This is a genomic window from Acinetobacter sp. 1000160, assembly GCF_000588715.1.
Lineage (GTDB): Bacteria > Pseudomonadota > Gammaproteobacteria > Pseudomonadales > Moraxellaceae > Acinetobacter > Acinetobacter courvalinii.
This window is the reverse complement of record NZ_JFWP02000003.1, coordinates 156,161-172,959: the sequence shown is the minus strand read 5'-3', so window position 1 is coordinate 172,959 and position 16,799 is coordinate 156,161. Positions and strand designations below refer to the sequence as shown.

At 44.2% G+C, this 16,799-nt stretch carries 17 protein-coding genes; 9 read left to right on the top strand and 8 right to left on the bottom strand.

Annotation, left to right across the window (positions count from 1 at the left end; all coding sequences use genetic code 11):
- Positions 1 to 466 precede the first annotated feature (466 nt).
- From J699_RS11500 to J699_RS11520, 6 genes are all read right to left on the bottom strand, one after another.
- Positions 467 to 802 (bottom strand): DUF3325 domain-containing protein, encoded by a 336-nt coding sequence (locus J699_RS11500; protein ID WP_032868262.1) that lies wholly within the window; start codon positions 800 to 802, stop codon positions 467 to 469.
- A complete protein-coding gene (locus tag J699_RS11505; RefSeq protein ID WP_032867675.1) occupies positions 802 to 2,499 on the bottom strand; it encodes a PepSY-associated TM helix domain-containing protein in 1,698 nt (565 codons plus the stop codon). Before J699_RS11505 ends, J699_RS11500 begins: the two co-directional genes overlap by 1 nt.
- A 4-nt stretch (positions 2,500 to 2,503) precedes the next feature.
- The gene (locus tag J699_RS0218615; RefSeq protein WP_032873115.1) at positions 2,504 to 2,851 is read right to left on the bottom strand and encodes a hypothetical protein; all 348 of its coding nucleotides are present in this window, start codon (positions 2,849 to 2,851) and stop codon (positions 2,504 to 2,506) included.
- A gap of 323 nt (positions 2,852 to 3,174) precedes the next feature.
- Positions 3,175 to 3,888, bottom strand: a complete 714-nt coding sequence (locus J699_RS11510) for a metallophosphoesterase (RefSeq protein ID WP_050441678.1) — start codon at positions 3,886 to 3,888, stop codon at positions 3,175 to 3,177.
- On the bottom strand, positions 3,875 to 4,090 hold the full coding sequence (locus J699_RS11515) for a hypothetical protein (protein WP_032867680.1): 216 nt from the start codon (positions 4,088 to 4,090) through the stop codon (positions 3,875 to 3,877). The genes J699_RS11510 and J699_RS11515 overlap by 14 nt, the downstream gene beginning before the upstream one ends.
- A 16-nt stretch (positions 4,091 to 4,106) precedes the next feature.
- Complete coding sequence (locus J699_RS11520; protein ID WP_032867682.1) at positions 4,107 to 4,796, bottom strand: FadR/GntR family transcriptional regulator; 690 nt, start codon at positions 4,794 to 4,796, stop codon at positions 4,107 to 4,109.
- A gap of 96 nt (positions 4,797 to 4,892) precedes the next feature.
- Here J699_RS11520 and J699_RS11525 point away from each other — a divergent pair, with 96 nt between their 5' ends.
- A complete protein-coding gene (locus tag J699_RS11525) occupies positions 4,893 to 5,792 on the top strand; it encodes an ATP-binding protein (protein ID WP_032867685.1) in 900 nt (299 codons plus the stop codon).
- Positions 5,793 to 5,857: 65 nt separating this feature from the next.
- On the opposite strand, the gene J699_RS11530 is transcribed toward J699_RS11525, so the two are convergent.
- Entirely contained in the window at positions 5,858 to 7,123 is a 1,266-nt protein-coding gene (locus tag J699_RS11530; RefSeq protein WP_032867688.1) for an OprD family outer membrane porin, read from the bottom strand.
- Positions 7,124 to 7,415: 292 nt separating this feature from the next.
- Positions 7,416 to 8,333 (bottom strand): cis,cis-muconate-binding transcription regulator CatM, encoded by a 918-nt coding sequence (gene catM, locus J699_RS11535; protein ID WP_005229202.1) that lies wholly within the window; start codon positions 8,331 to 8,333, stop codon positions 7,416 to 7,418.
- Positions 8,334 to 8,437: 104 nt separating this feature from the next.
- Between catM and J699_RS11540 the strand changes: the two genes are divergently transcribed.
- From J699_RS11540 to J699_RS11575, 8 genes are all read left to right on the top strand, one after another.
- Positions 8,438 to 9,547 carry a muconate/chloromuconate family cycloisomerase gene (locus J699_RS11540; protein WP_032882792.1) on the top strand — a complete coding sequence of 370 codons (1,110 nt, stop codon included), beginning with the start codon at positions 8,438 to 8,440 and terminating at the stop codon, positions 9,545 to 9,547.
- A gap of 14 nt (positions 9,548 to 9,561) precedes the next feature.
- Positions 9,562 to 9,852, top strand: a complete 291-nt coding sequence (gene catC / locus J699_RS11545) for a muconolactone Delta-isomerase (protein ID WP_005229200.1) — start codon at positions 9,562 to 9,564, stop codon at positions 9,850 to 9,852.
- Between the two features lie 120 nt (positions 9,853 to 9,972).
- Positions 9,973 to 10,893, top strand: a complete 921-nt coding sequence (catA, locus tag J699_RS11550) for a catechol 1,2-dioxygenase (protein WP_032867693.1) — start codon at positions 9,973 to 9,975, stop codon at positions 10,891 to 10,893.
- A 121-nt stretch (positions 10,894 to 11,014) separates the two neighbouring features.
- Positions 11,015 to 11,698 carry a 3-oxoacid CoA-transferase subunit A gene (locus J699_RS11555; RefSeq protein ID WP_032867695.1) on the top strand — a complete coding sequence of 228 codons (684 nt, stop codon included), beginning with the start codon at positions 11,015 to 11,017 and terminating at the stop codon, positions 11,696 to 11,698.
- A gap of 2 nt (positions 11,699 to 11,700) precedes the next feature.
- Entirely contained in the window at positions 11,701 to 12,354 is a 654-nt protein-coding gene (locus tag J699_RS11560; RefSeq protein WP_032867697.1) for a 3-oxoacid CoA-transferase subunit B, read from the top strand.
- Between the two features lie 601 nt (positions 12,355 to 12,955).
- Entirely contained in the window at positions 12,956 to 14,164 is a 1,209-nt protein-coding gene (gene pcaF, locus J699_RS11565; RefSeq protein WP_032867699.1) for a 3-oxoadipyl-CoA thiolase, read from the top strand.
- A gap of 16 nt (positions 14,165 to 14,180) precedes the next feature.
- Complete coding sequence (gene pcaD, locus J699_RS11570; RefSeq protein ID WP_032867701.1) at positions 14,181 to 14,987, top strand: 3-oxoadipate enol-lactonase; 807 nt, start codon at positions 14,181 to 14,183, stop codon at positions 14,985 to 14,987.
- A gap of 133 nt (positions 14,988 to 15,120) precedes the next feature.
- Entirely contained in the window at positions 15,121 to 16,530 is a 1,410-nt protein-coding gene (locus J699_RS11575; protein WP_032867703.1) for an MFS transporter, read from the top strand.
- Positions 16,531 to 16,799: the final 269 nt, after the last annotated feature.

The following is a 16,799-nucleotide window of genomic DNA, read 5'->3' as shown; positions in this document are numbered from 1 at the left end:
CTTTATCTCAGATTGGGATGAAGAGGAAAAATAAAGATCTGAGTTGTTTTATGTTTAAGTTAATTCTTGGATAAAATGGCTGTTTTTTATTCTACAGATCAGATCGCTATTTGCTTGATTAACTACTAAATTTTACATAAACGCATTGAGATGACACTGAAACTGGAATTGCGGCCTGCTCAAGAATAATACACAAAGAAATCGTAATGATTGTGGCAATAAATCCAAAAATAAAATCATCAATAACCGTAATGCTGCATGCGGACAGTTAAACAAATTTCTGCCCAGCCTCCTGTTTGTCTCATCAATAACCAAGCTATCTTGCTGCCATGGATCAGGCAAGCACACCGAGGTCGCTATCTTTTAACCGGAAAATGGCCAAATCATGTAAAGTGATCCTTTAGTCCAGACATAAAAAGAGCAAACATCTGTTTGCTCTTTTGGTTGAACGCTATGCGATCCAGCTTTACCTCAATATCACAATCAGTAGCAGCGCAAATAGAACCGTCACGATCAGATTAGTCTGCAAAAGCTTTTTAGGCTGGTAGGTCAATACAAGTCCCACTGCCAAAGCCGCAAAGCTGATACATCCCAACCATTCGGATAAACCGATTGAAGCACCTTTCAAATAAATCATGGTCAACGCAGAAATAAGTAGAATTCCCCAGCCTGCAATTTCAAAAGCCCGACTCATTTGTGCTGAAACCGGAGAGCTAAAGATATCGCGCTGATGTTTATTCATTCCACACGCCAGACTCGATAGCGCCACCACGGCAACACACCACAACATCCATGCTGCCATCATGCCTGCTCCTGTGCCGACTGAACCTTAGGCTGTTTTTTCTGCTTAACGGGTAGACCTTGATAACGCTTTAATTTGTAATAAGAGTAGATAAAAATCAGACCTAAAATAATGCAGACCAGATCAAAACTGGCAATCATCCATTGTCCATGATAAATACTCATCCATAAGGCCTGTCCACCAGTAAAAACGTTTAAGACCGGTATAAACAGGAACATGGCAGCTGCCAACGCAAGTTGCTCTAGCCACGCTGGACGGTGTGCACGAATAGTTGCATGTATCAAACATAATAACCAGACACTAAAGAACACATTAATTTCCAGCGGAGAACGCTCTGCGAGTTCGGCAGGGATAACACGGTTGGCAAAAAAGTACGCTGCGCAGGCAATCGGTAGCCCTGTAATCGCCGTAATATTCAGGACCTCAACCACACGATGGCCAAAGGGTTTATAACCTAGTTTTTGTACCTCTGGAATACGTTTTACCACCCACAAAATCAATCCGGAAGCGATCATCATCGTGCCTAAGACGCCTGATAGAAATAATAACCAGCGTAAGACCGAATCGACACTCCGAGCCATATGCAGCCAGGTCACCAAGGTATAAATAGCTTTGGATGCCGAATTTACAGGCTGGGCTTCATCGATCAGTTGTCCTGTTAGCGCATTGAACTTGAGTGAAGGCACACTTTCCCGATCCAGCAAGGTCGTGGTATGGGTTGCATTAAATTGTACATCCGCTTTCACCGTATTCGGTTGATTCACCCGAACCGAGGCAATCGGATTATCCCCCCAACCGTGTTGAACCTGCTGGCTTAATGCCACTAAGTTGACCATGGGTGCTGCTGCAAGCTTGGGCACCACTTGTTCAGCTTCGCCACCACGGCCAGCACCTCGATTGCCACGTCCTTCTTCTGCGGCTTGTTTCTGTTTTTGCTCTGCCAGTAAACGTGCCTGTTCGGGTGTTTGCGCTACAGGTTCATTTAAAATCTGGTAGAAGTTCCGGACATTGCCATAGTGCGTGTTCATTGCCCATGGCATAAACAGATGCATCAATAACAACAGCCCGCTAAAGGTAATCATCAGATGAAAAGGCAAGGCAAACACGGCGGTTGCATTGTGCGCATCCAGCCATGAACGCTGGCCTTTGGCTGGACGGAAAGTAAAGAAATCCTTGAAGATTTTTTTATGAGTGATAATGCCACTGATAATCGCAACAAACATGAACAAGGTTGCAATACCAACAATCCAGCGCCCCCAAATGCGCGGCATACCATACAGTTCAAAATGGAAGCGATAAAGGAAACCACCACCCCGGGTTTCTCTGGCTTTAATTTCCTGCCCCGATTGCGCATCCAGATAGATTTCGCCGCCACGGCGGCGTCCCTCACCCGGCTTACGGACATTCAGCATGATCGCGGGCTGTCTTTCATTGGCAAACCGGATATTCCAGCTCTCGGCAGCTTGGCCTTTCTGATTTAAATATTGCAAGGCATAAGTTAATTGTTGTTGCTGCGAAGTGCTATTCACCGATTGATGCAGTTCCGGTTTCATCCATACCGTGATTTCATTTTGAAAGAAACTGAGTGTCCCCGTTAGAAAAACAGCGTACAGCAACCAACCCATCAACAGACTGGTCCAGGTATGTAACCATGACATCGATTGGCGTGGGCCTTCATTTTTACCATCAACACGCATGCCCTTACCCTTTTAACAAGCCATACATGACGGTCATGATCAGGCTAGGAATAATGACGCCCAACCAGACTTTCAGGGTCGAGTTGACCATGAATATCCAGATAAACAGGATGCAATGCACCACGAAAGCCAGCATGGTTGCACTAAAAACTGCATTCGCTCTGGATGGCTCAGATGAAAACAAGCAACCGATCAGCATTGCCGCAATCGCAGCAAAATAATAGCCCCCAAAAATTGCGAGTACAAAACGTGAAAAAATCATCAATCGATATCGAATCAATGAGGACGGTGCAACCTTCTTTTTTACCACCCTTGTGCTGCTCACCAAGGGTACAGACGCTTCAATAGACATATACAACACCGGACAAAATGACATCAACGGAAATGATGTTCACCTTTATATAGAGCCATGAAAATACGGATGATTTAGCCGATAACCTATGTAAAACCCCATCTCATGTGCATGGTATTTGATCCGGTAATGCCAAGGGCAAACCTGACCAAGCTTAAATCAGCCTTAAAAAAATCAAGGCATCATAATCAAAATCAACAAAAATAACAATAATAATGAGAATTAATCTCATTTTAATCTTGATGTTAAGGCATTTTGCTAATCGAAATAGAAAATTTGGTAATTGAGGAAAAAAATATATGAGGTTTAGGTCGATTCGGGATTTAAGGACTGACCTGCAGGATCGTCAACTGCTGGCTTTGATAAGCGCCTGTATCAATAAAGAAGCAATTATGTTTTTGCAGCACCTCGGCAACAATGGTATGTCCCAGATAAATCTCATCAATATTGCGGACCGTGCCATATTTTTGCTCATCCCTGATTCTTGACCTTCCCCATAACACAGGGGCATAACTGGCCTGATCGGCATGATCGCTTAACTCAAGGGTTTGCTTAAGCAGGTTCCAATCATCTACGCCAATATCACCATGTGCGATGCCCACTGTTTTATGAGCTAGATTCAACTGGATCAACACAGGCAACTGTTTGAGACGTGCGATAATCTGGGCCTGCTGTTGTGGCTTCAACTGGTAGAACCATTCTCCACCATATTTTTGATGCAGCTTTTTAAAATAAGGATGCTGACTCCCCTGAATACATAATTGCTCGTGATTGCCGCGTACCATCCTGAACCAGTGTTGTTGCAATAAATGCAGGCATTGCCAGCTTTCCGGGCCTTTATCGATCAAATCTCCCACGCCAATCAGCAGATCTTTTTCAAAATCAAACTGCAGTTGCTTGAGTTGATGCATCAATAGCGTATAGCAACCGTGAATATCACCCACCACATAGACTTTTTGATGATCTGGGGCGATATATTGCACCAGTGGCCATGCTTCAGAAGCTTCTCCACATACAGCGATTTTAGGGCTCATCATTTGCCCCGAGCTGCACAATTTCACTGTGAATTAACAGATGTCGTGAAGGAAAATAAAATTGATAGGCCAAGGCATAGCTGTTAAAACGTGCCAGTTGAGTTTGCTCCAAGGACCAGAAATAGGCGGTCATGCCACCTTGTTGCCGCTGATTTAAAAAATACGATTTGCCAAAATGCCGGGATACAATAATAAAATCTTGCATAACTGTTTCGATCGACTCAGCGGACTGAATAATCACTGGTCTGTAGTGACAGCAATAAAGGATCAAGCATGGCTTTGGCAATTTCAGCCGCCTGCGACTCGGACTGTGCCTGTATGGCATCGACCAGTTGAGCATGAATAGTTTGATCCGGATCGGGTAACTGGCTATTGGTCACCAGTTCAAAGGTGTATTGATAGCTGGAGTTGAGAAAATATTCATAGGTGGCATACAGCGCCTGATTATGGGTGGCCTGTGCAATAGCCAAATGCAGCTTTTTATCGTTCAGCATAAACTCAGCCACATCACTGGCATCCGTTCCAGCCCGTGTGTTTAGGCATGCCAGAATATTCAGCAGGTCAGTTGCATCGCGGTTTCTGGCTGCAAGTTTTGCAATTTCAATTTCCAGAACACATCTGACTTCGAGATGCTCATACAACGCTGACTGTTGAATGGAGTGAATCATACTGGAGAAATCGTGTTTGCTGCGAACAAAGGTTCCATGACCCTGTTTAACTTCCAGAATGCCGAGATATTCCAATATTTTAATGGCTTCTCGAATGGTATTGCGTCCCACCCCCAGCCCTTGAACCAGTTCAGGTTCTGTCGGAATTTTATCATTGACCTTCCACAGTTCGGTCTGGATATTCTGACGGACAACCGCAATCACTTCGTCAACAAGCGATCTTTTTTGGATTTGTTCGATCATTAAAATTTCTACTGGCACTCAAAAACATCCAATGATACTATCATCCTATGTTTAAATTTTCAAATGCACACCGTGTCATCTCTCAGGGTAAAACTTATGGAATTAAATCAGACGATTTTCAGTCTTATCGGTGAAATTCAAAAACTGACCCAGGCGATTGAGAAAATTGCCAACCATCAGGAAATCTCACTGGAAGTACTGGATCAGGCCATCGCATTCCGATGGGAAAGAGAAAACAATAAAGGTCACCTGATTCCAATCCGTAAACCCCAACTGCTCTCGTTTGAGAATCTTTGTAATATTGACAACCAATTGGCCAAAGTAAAGCTGAACACAGAGGCCTTTGCCAAAGGATTATTGGCCAATAATGTGCTGTTGACCGGTTCACGAGGAACAGGAAAATCATCAATCGTGAAAGCCTGTTTAAATGAATATCACCAGTACGGCTTACGTGTGATTGAGCTGGAAAAAAAATATCTTGAAGATCTTCCCAAGATTATCAATCTGCTCAATGAACGCGATGAACGCTATATTATTTTCTGTGATGATCTGGCCTTTGAAGCAGGCGATAGCAGTTATGCAACCTTGAAAACCGTATTGGATGGCTCGCTGGCCACCAGTTCAAACAATACCCTGATTTATGCCACCTCGAACCGTAAACATATGGTCGCGGAATATAACAAGGACAATACCGAGATCAATCAGAGCGAAAATGGTGAGTTGCGTCCGGGTGATAGTCTGGAACAAAAGATTTCTCTGGCTGACCGTTTTGGTCTGCAAATCAATTTCTATGCCTTCAGTCAGCCCGAATACCTGAAAACCGTGCAGTTCTGGTTAAATGAATACCACTGGCAACAACAGGAAAACTGGGACAGCTTACAGTTAAAGGCCATTCAATATGCCACCCAACAAGGCAATCGTTCTGGTCGAATTGCCAATCAATTTGCCAAAATGATTGTCGGCCAGGAAATGTTGCAATCGCAAAATCTGTCTTAAATCCTGTAGCACTGCAGCATCCCCACCTGAACAGCAATGCTCTTGCTCAGGTGGGCAACAGATCATTAAAACTTATGCGTGTAGGTGGTCATGATGCGGTTTTCAACAAAATCTGTTCCAGGATTGTTGCCTGCACCATATTTGATATCGGCACGAATATGTCGCCATTCAAAGCCGAGACCTTTGAGTTTACCTTCAGGGATGCTGTAATTGAGAATGACATTTTTCTCGGTTTCTTTATTGTCCTTGAAACCTTCCCGATAGATTTCACTACCATTTAAATAGCGCAAAGTCAGTTTTAATCCGGGGATACCCTGCTCTTTAAAGTCATAACTATATAAAATATGCCAGGTCAATTCTTTGGCTTTGTAAAAGGCAAGCGCAGACCAGCTTTGTAAATAGGCTTGTGGCACATAACCGTTTAACAAAGGAATATTGTCCTCTCCCATATGCTTTTGCAGACCGGTCAGAATGGTATGCGGACCATTCTGCACACTGGCTTGCACACCAATTGATTGCGCATCAATATCGCCGAAATAGGCGTCACCATCTTCTTTATAGTTAAAATAGCGGGCATCTACTTTTAACTTGCTGTGTTTAATCTGCTCTGTATAGGCCGCATTGATATATTGTTGTTGATAAATATCTTGCAGTTGTCCAAACCAGTAAGCCCCGGATAAATTTGGCGTGAAATTATAGTCCAGACCTAGAAAATTGAGTCCATCACTTCTTTTTGCCGGATCAGTCGAGTTGCCTAATGTGAATTTTCGATACTCGTCATCATCACGGGCATTGACATGGGTAAAACGGCCCGCAGATACTTTTAAATTCTTGATCTCTTTGCTTTCCAGCATTGCACCAGCATAGGTGGTAACCAGTTGCCGTGAGTCATCAATAAACAGTACCGGTGTTTTAGGAAAAAGTTCCCCCACTTTCAGTTCGGTATTGTGATATTTCAATTTTAAGGTCGCACCCAATTTTAAGTAATCACGTTCCTGACGTCGTTCATGCTGATCATATTTAAACACAGTATCCAGCCGTTTATCATTATGGTCATTCAAACGCAATGCATATTGAAACCCTAAATCCAGACCGACTTGAAGCGGTGTATCGGTATAGCCTGACTCAAACCGCCCTGATAAGCCTTGTGACCAACTGCCCAGATCTTGATTGGTGCCTTCAAAATCACGTTCGACATAGAAATTTCGTAAATAAATACTCTTTTCACTGTCCTTTAGAAAGTCGGCATAAGCCGCATTGACATTCAGACAGCCAAAAAGCGTATATAACGCCACGCGCTGGGCTTTATACAGCCTATTCGGTATTAACATGGGAAATCCTTTCCTGAGTTTTTAAAATTCTTGTTGCTGCAAATAAAGTTTCACAACTTGCCTAGTCCTGCAGACCTGAGTTCCATTTCTTTTAAATATCCGAAAATTCAAGAAAATATCTTTAGAGAAAGATTCAGGCTGGATTTATTATTTGAATAATTAATGTAATTTTCCATAGATAACGAAGTATATAGTTATACCTTTTAAGTCTGGTTTTAGCTGTAGACCATCGTATCGCATTAATAAAGCGGTCTTTAGGACCGCTTAAACATAATTAATTTTCGGATCTGCCTTAATCACCATCCAGTTGTATCGGTATTCCCTCTTCTTCAAATACCTGTTTAATACATTCCAGTATCTGCGGCAGATACGGACTCTGATCCATATTGCGCACCGCCAGTGAAATCGGGGTATAGGCTTCCAAATCCAGAATCGGAATATAGACCAGATTTTTCATGCCAATATCGCTGGCACTCTCAGGAATAAGACAAATACCCTCGCCAGAAGACACCAGCCCTAAGGCCATATGAATTTCACGTACTTCGACCATATCTTTGGGTACCAAGCCCAAGTCAGTAAAAATTGACTGGATCAACGTAGAGAAATTCGGTTTTTGTGTGGCGGGATAAGAAAAAATAGGCTCATCAATAATCTGCGACAGGTAAATCCCCTGATCGATAAACCGGGTTAAATGATGATTTTTATGGATGGCTAATTTGAGCTTTTCTTTACGCAATAAAATCCGTTTTATCGCAGGATCACTAATTCTGAGGCGTCCAAAACCCAAGTCAATTTTACCCAGTTTTAACGCTTCAATCTGGTCTTTGGTGCCATGTTCAATCAGTTCGACCTGAATCTCGGGATGATTCTGGCGAAATAAATAAATCACCTGCGGTAATAGCGCATACAGTAAGGAGCTGACATAACCAATACGCACGATCTTATTGACTGTGCTAATGCGTTTTGCCATGGAAGCCGCTTGGGCGGTATGGGTCAAAATCTGCACCGCATGCTGATAAAAGAACTGTCCCGCTTCGGTGGTTTTTACTGGACGTGAGCCCCGTTCAAATAACAAAATGCCCAGTTCCTCTTCCAGCTTTTGAATCTGACGACTCAAAGGGGGCTGCGCAATGCATAACTTTTCCGCCGCTTTGGTAATGCTCTGTTCCTCGACCACCGTCACGAAATAACGAAGATGTCTTAATTCCATTTAATATACCTTTTAAGTATCTAAAAATACCAAATTCAGCCTAGTTCTAAATATTACATTAATTTAGGGTATGTAAACAGGCAAAGATTGAAGAAATACCAAAGATGTATAAATCCATAGAAACCTTACTTGTCGAGATTCCAACCATCCGTCCGCATAAGATGGCGGTTGCAACCATGCAGACCCAAACCTTGGTACTGATTAAAATCACCACAGCAGATGGTTTTACCGGTTGGGGCGAAGCAACGACCATTGGAGGGTTAGGTTATGGGGAAGAAAGTCCTGAAAGTGTCAAAACCAATACTGAGCAATACTTTTCGCCATTGTTAAAAACACTGGACGGTTTTAATGTGGCTCAAACCCTAAAAACCATCCAGCAAAATATTAATGGTAACCGTTTTGCCAAATGTGCCATCCAGACAGCCCTATTAGATATTCAGGCACAACGTCTGGGTTTGCCGCTCAGTGAAGTCCTGGGTGGACGCTTACGTGATAGCGTATCTGTGCTGTGGGTACTGGCTTCGGGCAATACCGAAAAAGATATTGCTGAAGCAGAAAAAATGGTGGCACTCAAACGCCATAATATTTTCAAGTTAAAAATCGGTTCACGTCCGGTGGAGCAAGATATTGAACATGTGCTGGCCATTAAAAAGGCATTAGGTAAGGATGTTTCAATCCGTGTCGATGTCAATCGTGCCTGGTCTGAACTCAATGCCATTAAAGGGATTCAAATGCTTCAGGATGGCGGTGTTGATCTGATCGAGCAACCGTGTGCGATTCACAATATTGATGCCATGCAACGTCTGACCCGTAAGTTCGATATTGCCATTATGGCGGATGAATCTTTAACCGGTCCGCAAAGCGCTTATCAACTGGCAAAGACTAATGCAGCCTCAGTGTTTGCAGTCAAAATTGCCCAATCTGGCGGTCTGATTGAAGCCTGTGATGTTGCCAAAGTTGCCAATCTGGCAGGGATCGACCTGTATGGCGGCACCATGCTGGAAGGACCTGTAGGGACGATCGCTTCTGCACATGCATTTTCTACTTTTAGTAATCTTGCAGCAGGAACTGAACTGTTTGGCCCATTATTACTCACGGAAGAAATTTTAAAAACACCGCTTCAATATGGCAATTTTGAGCTCAAGCTTCCAACGGGTCCCGGCCTCGGCATTGAGCTGGATCAAGACAAAATCGACAACCTGCGTCGTCAATAATTCAAGGAGTTGACATGCTTTTCCACGTACGAATGGATGTAAACATCCCGCTGGATATGCCAGTTGAACAAGCCAATCAAATTAAAGCCGTAGAAAAGGCTTATTCTCAAGATTTACAACGTCAGGGCAAATGGCGTCATATCTGGCGCATCACGGGACAATACTCAAACATCAGTATTTTTGATGTGGAAAGTAATGAGGAATTACACAATATTTTGCAGGGATTGCCTTTATATCCTTACATGAATATCGAAGTGATGGCCTTGAACCGTCATCCCTCTGCCATTCGTGAAGATGACAGCTAAACACGTCTAGCCGGTAAAGTGAAAAACAGGATTTGAACAAGGAATGTGGCAAGCCAAGCAAGCAGTAAAAACAGCAAGTCCGCGAGCCACCAAAAATTATCATACTTCAGGAGAATATGTATGAACCGTCAAGAAATCGATGCACTGGTTAAAAAAATGAATGTGGATACCGCGACAGGTGAAGTCAATCCACGTGTCCAACAAATTGTGGTTCGTCTGCTCGGTGATCTTTTTCAGGCGATTGAAGATCTGGACATCTCACAAAGTGAACTGTGGAAAGGTCTGGAATACTTTACCGATGCAGGTCAGGCCAATGAACTGGGTTTATTGGCGGCAGGTCTGGGTCTTGAACATTATCTGGATTTACGTGCCGATGAAGCCGATGCCAAAGCAGGCATTACCGGTGGCACACCACGCACCATTGAAGGTCCACTCTATGTTGCAGGCGCGCCTGAATCAGTCGGTTTTGCCCGTATGGATGACGGTTCTGAATCGGATAAAGTCGATACCTTATTTATTGAAGGAACGGTCACTGATCCTGAAGGCAATATTATCGAAGGCGCTAAAGTTGAAGTGTGGCATGCCAATAGCTTAGGCAATTATTCATTCTTTGATAAGTCACAATCAGACTTTAACTTGCGCCGTACCATTTTGTCTGATGCCAACGGTCACTATGTCGCGCAAACCACGATGCCTGTCGGTTATGGCTGCCCACCAGAAGGCACCACTCAGGCATTATTAAATCAGTTAGGTCGTCATGGTAACCGCCCTTCTCATGTGCATTATTTTGTGTCTGCGCCGGGTTATCGCAAATTAACCACACAGTTCAATATCGAAGGCGATCAATACCTATGGGATGACTTCGCATTTGCAACACGTGAAGGCCTCATCGCAACTGCGGTAGACGTAACCGATGAAGCTGAAATTGCCCGTCGTGGTGTGAATAAACCATTCAAACACATTACCTTCAATGTAGAACTGGTGAAGGAACATGCCGGTGCACCAAGTTCAGAGGTAGAACGTCGTCGCGTTGGTGCTTAATTCTCTAAAAAATGACTGTGAGCTATTCATTAGCTCACGGTTTTTAAATTTCTATGCATATCCGTTTATAGCGAAACCGGTATGTATAGAAATTTGAAAACATGAATAAAAGGTTGGCCTTATGATTGATAAAAGTACGCTCACATTGACTGAGGCACTGTCACAGATCAAGGATGGCGCAACCATCATGATCGGTGGCTTTGGCACTGCAGGACAACCCGCTGAACTGATTGATGGATTGATCGAACTCGGCATCAAGGATCTGGTGATTGTCAATAACAATGCAGGCAATGGCGATTACGGTCTGGCCAAACTGCTTAAAACAGGTGCGGTTCGTAAAATCATCTGTTCCTTCCCGCGCCAGTCAGATTCATGGGTGTTCGATGAACTGTATCGTGCCGGCAAGATTGAACTGGAACTGGTGCCGCAAGGCAATCTGGCCTGTCGTATTCAAGCTGCGGGGATGGGGCTCGGTGCCGTATTTACCCCAACTGGCTTTGGTACTTTATTGGCAGAAGGCAAAGAAGTCCGCCATATCGATGGTAAAGACTATGTACTGGAATATCCGATCAAAGCAGACTTTGCCCTGATCAAGGCCCACAAAGGTGATCGCTGGGGCAATCTGGTCTATAACAAATCTGCCCGTAACTTCGGCCCGATCATGGCGATGGCCGCAGATGTCACCATTGCACAGGTCTCTGAACTGGCTGAACTCGGTCAACTTGATCCTGAACACATTATTACCCCCGGGATTTTTGTCCAGCATGTGGTCGCTGTCGATGCAGCCAATGGCACAGGAGCATAAACATGAGCTATCAAAAACTAAGCCGTGACCAGATCGCTGAACGTGTCGCACAAGATATTCCAGATGGTGCTTATGTCAATCTCGGCATCGGCCTGCCCACCAAGATTTCAAACTATCTTCCAGCCGATAAAGATGTATTCCTGCATTCGGAAAATGGCCTACTTGCATTTGGTCCACCTCCTGTCAAAGGTGAGGAAGATCCTGAGTTGATCAATGCAGGTAAAGAATATGTGACCATGCTGACGGGTGGTAGCTTTTTCCATCATGGTGACTCCTTCGCCATGATGCGTGGTGGTCATCTGGATATTGCGGTACTCGGTGCTTTCCAAGTAGCAGCCAATGGTGATCTGGCCAACTGGCATACTGGAGCCGCGGATGCCATTCCTGCGGTAGGCGGTGCCATGGATCTCGCGGTCGGCGCCAAGAAAGTGTTTATCACCACCGATCACAATACCAAGCAAGGTGAGCCGAAGATTGTTGAAGCGCTTTCCTATCCAGCAACGGGATTGAAATGTGTCGATCGTATTTATACCGACCTGTGTGTGATTGATGTGACCACAGACGGTTTAAAAGTGATTGAAAAAGTGGATGGTCTGAGCTTTGAGGCGTTACAGGCGTTGACGGGTGCGAAACTGATTGATGCGACGCAAGGATAATGTTTACACAGCCAATAATTACGGGTTAAAGCAAAGGCTTTTTGTATAGGCATTGCCTTACTTTTTAAGGATAAAAAGTAACAAAAATCCTTTGTTAGACTGATGGTATATCCATATACCACAGTCTAACGGGCGGCATCCATGCCGCCATCGCGAAATGCTTATGGGAAAGCCTCAGATCGAGATTTTCACATAGTCGAATATAAATTGAGAGTTGCTATCGTGATTGGCGACAAGGATGTCGCCCCGTTACTCAGCACAACAAGGAAGTTGTGTCTGAGTAACAAAGGTTTTTGGTCACTTTTTTAAAAAAGTGACGAGAACTAGCGATGTGTATTGGATTAAGCACCTTAAGACTCCGTCGTGACTAACTCTTATGAATGAAAGCGAGTAATACCATCACTGCCGATAAATGAAAGTGATTTTCGAAAACCGTTTGTATAGGCAATACCTTACTTTTGAAAGGTCAAAAGTAACAAAAACCTTTGTAGGACTGATGGTATATCCATATACCACAGTCCAACGGGCGGCATCCATGCCGCCACCGCGAGATACCTACGGAGAATGGCTGGAAGGCCTGAAGTAAAGGACAAGATTTAAAATGAAAAACGCTTATATCATTGATGCCATCCGTACCCCATTTGGTCGTTATGCAGGCGGTCTTGCTCCTGTACGTGCCGACGATCTGGGAGCAGTTCCAATTCAGGCGCTCATGCAACGTAACCCAACTGTGGATTGGCAACAGGTGGATGATGTCATCTATGGCTGTGCCAACCAAGCGGGTGAAGATAACCGTAATGTGGGACGTATGTCAGCCTTATTGGCAGGGGTACCTTATCAGGTGCCTGCCACCACGGTTAACCGTTTGTGTGGTTCATCACTGGATGCCATTGCCATGGCTGCCCGTGCGATTAAAGCCAATGAAGCCGACCTGATTATTGCAGGTGGCGTAGAAAGCATGAGCCGTGCGCCTTATGTGATGGGTAAATCGGATAGTGCCTTTGGCCGTAGTCAAAAGATTGAAGACACCACCATGGGCTGGCGTTTCATCAATCCAAAGCTCAAAGACATGTATGGCGTCGACAGCATGCCACAAACCGCAGAAAACGTGGCGGAACAGTTCAATATCAACCGTGCCGACCAAGACCATTTTGCGCTCAACAGCCAACAACGTACTGCAACGGCGCAAGCCAAAGGCTTCTTCAGCAATGAAATCATCCCGGTGACCATTCCTCAGCGTAAGGGCGATGCTCTTGTGATGGATCGTGATGAGCATCCACGTGCGTCAACCACTTTGGAAGTCTTAACCAAACTCAAAGGTGTGGTGAAAGCCGAAGGTACCGTGACCGCAGGTAATGCTTCTGGAATTAATGATGGTGCTGCTGCCTTATTGATTGCTTCGGATCACGCTATAGAAAAATACCAACTCAAACCACGTGCCAAAATCATTGCAGCTACCACAGTTGGGGTTGAACCACGGATTATGGGCTTTGCGCCTGCACCTGCGATCAAGAAACTGCTGAAACAGGCCAATCTCACGTTAGAACAAATGGATGTGATTGAATTGAATGAAGCTTTTGCGGCACAGGCTTTGGCGGTAACCCGTGATTTAGGCTTGGCAGATGATGATGCACGGATTAATCCGAATGGCGGTGCAATTGCCTTGGGTCATCCTTTAGGTGCCTCTGGTGCGCGTCTGGTGACCACGGCCTTAAACCAGCTTGAACAGATCAAGGGGCAGTATGCCTTGTGTTCGATGTGTATTGGTGTCGGTCAAGGGATTGCCTTGATTATTCAACGTATTGATTAAAATAAAGGAATAGTACATGTCAGTTTTTCAGTCTGCCGATGCGCAAATTCACTATCAAACCTTTGGCGATCCCAACGCGCCGGCACTGGTTTTTTCCAATTCTTTGGGGACCAACTACGGGATGTGGCAACAGCAATTCAATTATTTTAAACAACGCTTTTATGTGATCTGTTATGACACCCGTGGTCATGGGTCTTCTTCTACCCCATCAGGTCCATATAGCCTGCAACAACTGGGTGAAGATGTCATCCACCTGCTCGACCATTTAAAAATAGAAAAAGCCAGTTTTTGTGGGATTTCCATGGGTGGGATAACTGGTCAATGGCTGGCAATTCATTATCCAGAACGATTTAGCCACGTAGTGATTGCCAATACTGCAGCAAAAATTGGACAGGAACAGGCCTGGCTGGATCGTGTCCAGCTGGTTCGAAAGCAAGGTTTAGGTCCTATCGCCACCACAGCAGCTTCTCGCTGGTTTACAGATCCCTTTATCCAAAGTCATCCTGCCATTGTCAATAATCTGTGTAACGACTTAAGTGCTGGCAGCGCAGACGGTTATGCCAATTGTTGTGAGGCTTTGGCTAAAGTGGATGTCCGAAAGCAACTCAAAGACATCCATCTCCCTGTTTTGATCATTGCCGGAACCCAAGACCCCGTTACTACCGTCGCAGATGGACAGTTTATGCAACAGCAGATTGCGGATGCCCAACTGGTAGAAATCAGTGCCTCACATATTTCCAATATTGAACAGGCCGATGCATTTAACCAGGCAGTATTCAGCTTTATAACCACTACCGAATTGAAATCAAGCGCTGCTTCATAAGCGGCGCTTGATCGCAGAACTAAAAACACGCACCGCCTGAATAAGCGTTGTCAAAGAAATATATTTATTTAAATCAATGGTAAGCCATTATTTTTGACCAATATGTCTTGGGTCTCTGCATAAGGATCATGCAATGCATAATAACAATTCACAAAATAAAACGGTTTCAGCATCCTTATTATTTTCTGCAAATAGGCAACGGGCTTGGCTCATTACCGCCCTGCTGGTGCTGTTTCAGATGATTAATTTCGCAGATAAAGCTGTTTTAGCGCTTGTTGCCGAACCCGTCATGGCTGAGTTGGGACTCACGGCAACTCAATTTGGTTTTATCGGCAGTGCCTTTTTCTTTTTATTTGCAATCTCAGGAATTGCGGTGGGCTTTCTCGCAGAAAAAGTTCAAACTCGCTGGCTACTTTTGATCATGGGCGCAAGTTGGGCACTATTACAGTTCCCTATGTTATTGGGTGGTGGTTTAACCACCTTATTGATTACTCGGATTGTACTCGGTGCAGCAGAAGGCCCTGCTTCTTCCATATCTTTGACGCATGTCCAAGGTTGGTTTGAACCCAGTGCCCGTGGTTTCCCAAGCAGTCTGGTCGCTTCAGGAACCATGCTTGGCCCCATTATTGCGGCGCCTATTTTAGCTTATATCATTGCACATCCGGATTGGGGCTGGCGTTGGGCCTTTGGCTTTCTCGGTATTGTCGGCATCATTTGGAGTATTTTATGGCGTTGTATCTGTAAAGAAGGCCCTTATAGTCATTTTCATCAAGCCCAAACTTCAGCAGCTTCCTCTATTCCTGAAAGCAAAGAAGCTGAGACCAGTCGCCAAAGCATCATAGATTTTGTAGATCAATTAAAACCTGTCCCGATTTTTAACGTATTTTTTTCTCAAATGTTTATTGCTGCCTTGCTTGCCGGTTTAGGATGTTTTTGGTCTTTAGGTTTTTTAACCACTTGGGCAGTTAAATATATTGCATCGACTCATCAATTCGCACCTGAAATGATTGCTTTTATTTCCAGCTTTCCGTGGATTTTAGGCGCCATCACCTTGGCACTTGCTGGCTATATTTCAAAGGTACTTCTACAAAAAGGCCAAAGTGTTCATGTCGCTTTTGGGATTATTTTTGGCTTACTGCTGTTATGTTCAGGTGGTGCCTTTTATATGCTCCCTTTCTCAACGGGAAATCTTAATCTGATCCTGATTACGGTAGCAGCCGGATTTTCGATGTGTTTTCCGCTGGCGACCATGACCGTCAGTTATAGTGTATGCCCGCAGCAACGTGCCGAAGTTATGGCAACACTGGTGGCAATCGCATCTATAGGCGGAATCATTTCCCCAACCATGATTGGATATTTGATGGATCATGCAGGTTATATCAACCCGGGTAAAGGCGTTCCGCTTAGTCCACAGATGATAGAAAATTTAACGATAGGCATGAATCAGGGATTTAGCGCTATAGGCGTTTATCTGATTGTGGTGGGAATCCTCAATATGGCCTTTCTCAACCCGGATCGGCTGGCTAAAAAATTACTGCGTTAATCATTGTTTTATCCGTAAATCATCTGAGTCAGCTCAACAGACCTAAATGTTTTTTGTTTTGATTTTTTCATATCGATCTTTCAATCAACCGATAAAAGCCTTGTCTTATAAAGTATAAAGATATACCCATAAGGTAATGGAAAATTACATAGATAAATCATCATAATTTTATTTAATGAACAAGGCATGTTCATGGGTATAGGTCGTCAGCTTCCAGCAGAAGATTGACTCGACATTACATTTAAACAATAGCAACAATAAGGATCGTT

Excerpts from the sequence above, each read along its gene's own strand:
- pcaD (WP_032867701.1), top strand. The coding sequence starts at position 14,181 with ATGTCAGTTTTTCAGTCTGCCGATGCGCAAATTCACTATCAAACCTTT.
- catA (WP_032867693.1), top strand. The coding sequence starts at position 9,973 with ATGAACCGTCAAGAAATCGATGCACTGGTTAAAAAAATGAATGTGGAT.
- J699_RS11555 (WP_032867695.1), top strand. The coding sequence starts at position 11,015 with ATGATTGATAAAAGTACGCTCACATTGACTGAGGCACTGTCACAGATC.
- J699_RS11515 (WP_032867680.1), bottom strand. The coding sequence starts at position 4,090 with ATGCAAGATTTTATTATTGTATCCCGGCATTTTGGCAAATCGTATTTT.
- J699_RS11530 (WP_032867688.1), bottom strand. The coding sequence starts at position 7,123 with ATGTTAATACCGAATAGGCTGTATAAAGCCCAGCGCGTGGCGTTATAT.
- J699_RS11560 (WP_032867697.1), top strand. The coding sequence starts at position 11,701 with ATGAGCTATCAAAAACTAAGCCGTGACCAGATCGCTGAACGTGTCGCA.
- catC (WP_005229200.1), top strand. The coding sequence starts at position 9,562 with ATGCTTTTCCACGTACGAATGGATGTAAACATCCCGCTGGATATGCCA.
- catM (WP_005229202.1), bottom strand. The coding sequence starts at position 8,333 with ATGGAATTAAGACATCTTCGTTATTTCGTGACGGTGGTCGAGGAACAG.
- J699_RS11500 (WP_032868262.1), bottom strand. The coding sequence starts at position 802 with ATGGCAGCATGGATGTTGTGGTGTGTTGCCGTGGTGGCGCTATCGAGT.
- J699_RS11575 (WP_032867703.1), top strand. The coding sequence starts at position 15,121 with ATGCATAATAACAATTCACAAAATAAAACGGTTTCAGCATCCTTATTA.
- J699_RS11505 (WP_032867675.1), bottom strand. The coding sequence starts at position 2,499 with ATGCGTGTTGATGGTAAAAATGAAGGCCCACGCCAATCGATGTCATGG.
- pcaF (WP_032867699.1), top strand. The coding sequence starts at position 12,956 with ATGAAAAACGCTTATATCATTGATGCCATCCGTACCCCATTTGGTCGT.
- J699_RS11520 (WP_032867682.1), bottom strand. The coding sequence starts at position 4,796 with ATGATCGAACAAATCCAAAAAAGATCGCTTGTTGACGAAGTGATTGCG.
- J699_RS11525 (WP_032867685.1), top strand. The coding sequence starts at position 4,893 with ATGGAATTAAATCAGACGATTTTCAGTCTTATCGGTGAAATTCAAAAA.
- J699_RS11540 (WP_032882792.1), top strand. The coding sequence starts at position 8,438 with ATGTATAAATCCATAGAAACCTTACTTGTCGAGATTCCAACCATCCGT.
- J699_RS11510 (WP_050441678.1), bottom strand. The coding sequence starts at position 3,888 with ATGATGAGCCCTAAAATCGCTGTATGTGGAGAAGCTTCTGAAGCATGG.
- J699_RS0218615 (WP_032873115.1), bottom strand. The coding sequence starts at position 2,851 with ATGTCTATTGAAGCGTCTGTACCCTTGGTGAGCAGCACAAGGGTGGTA.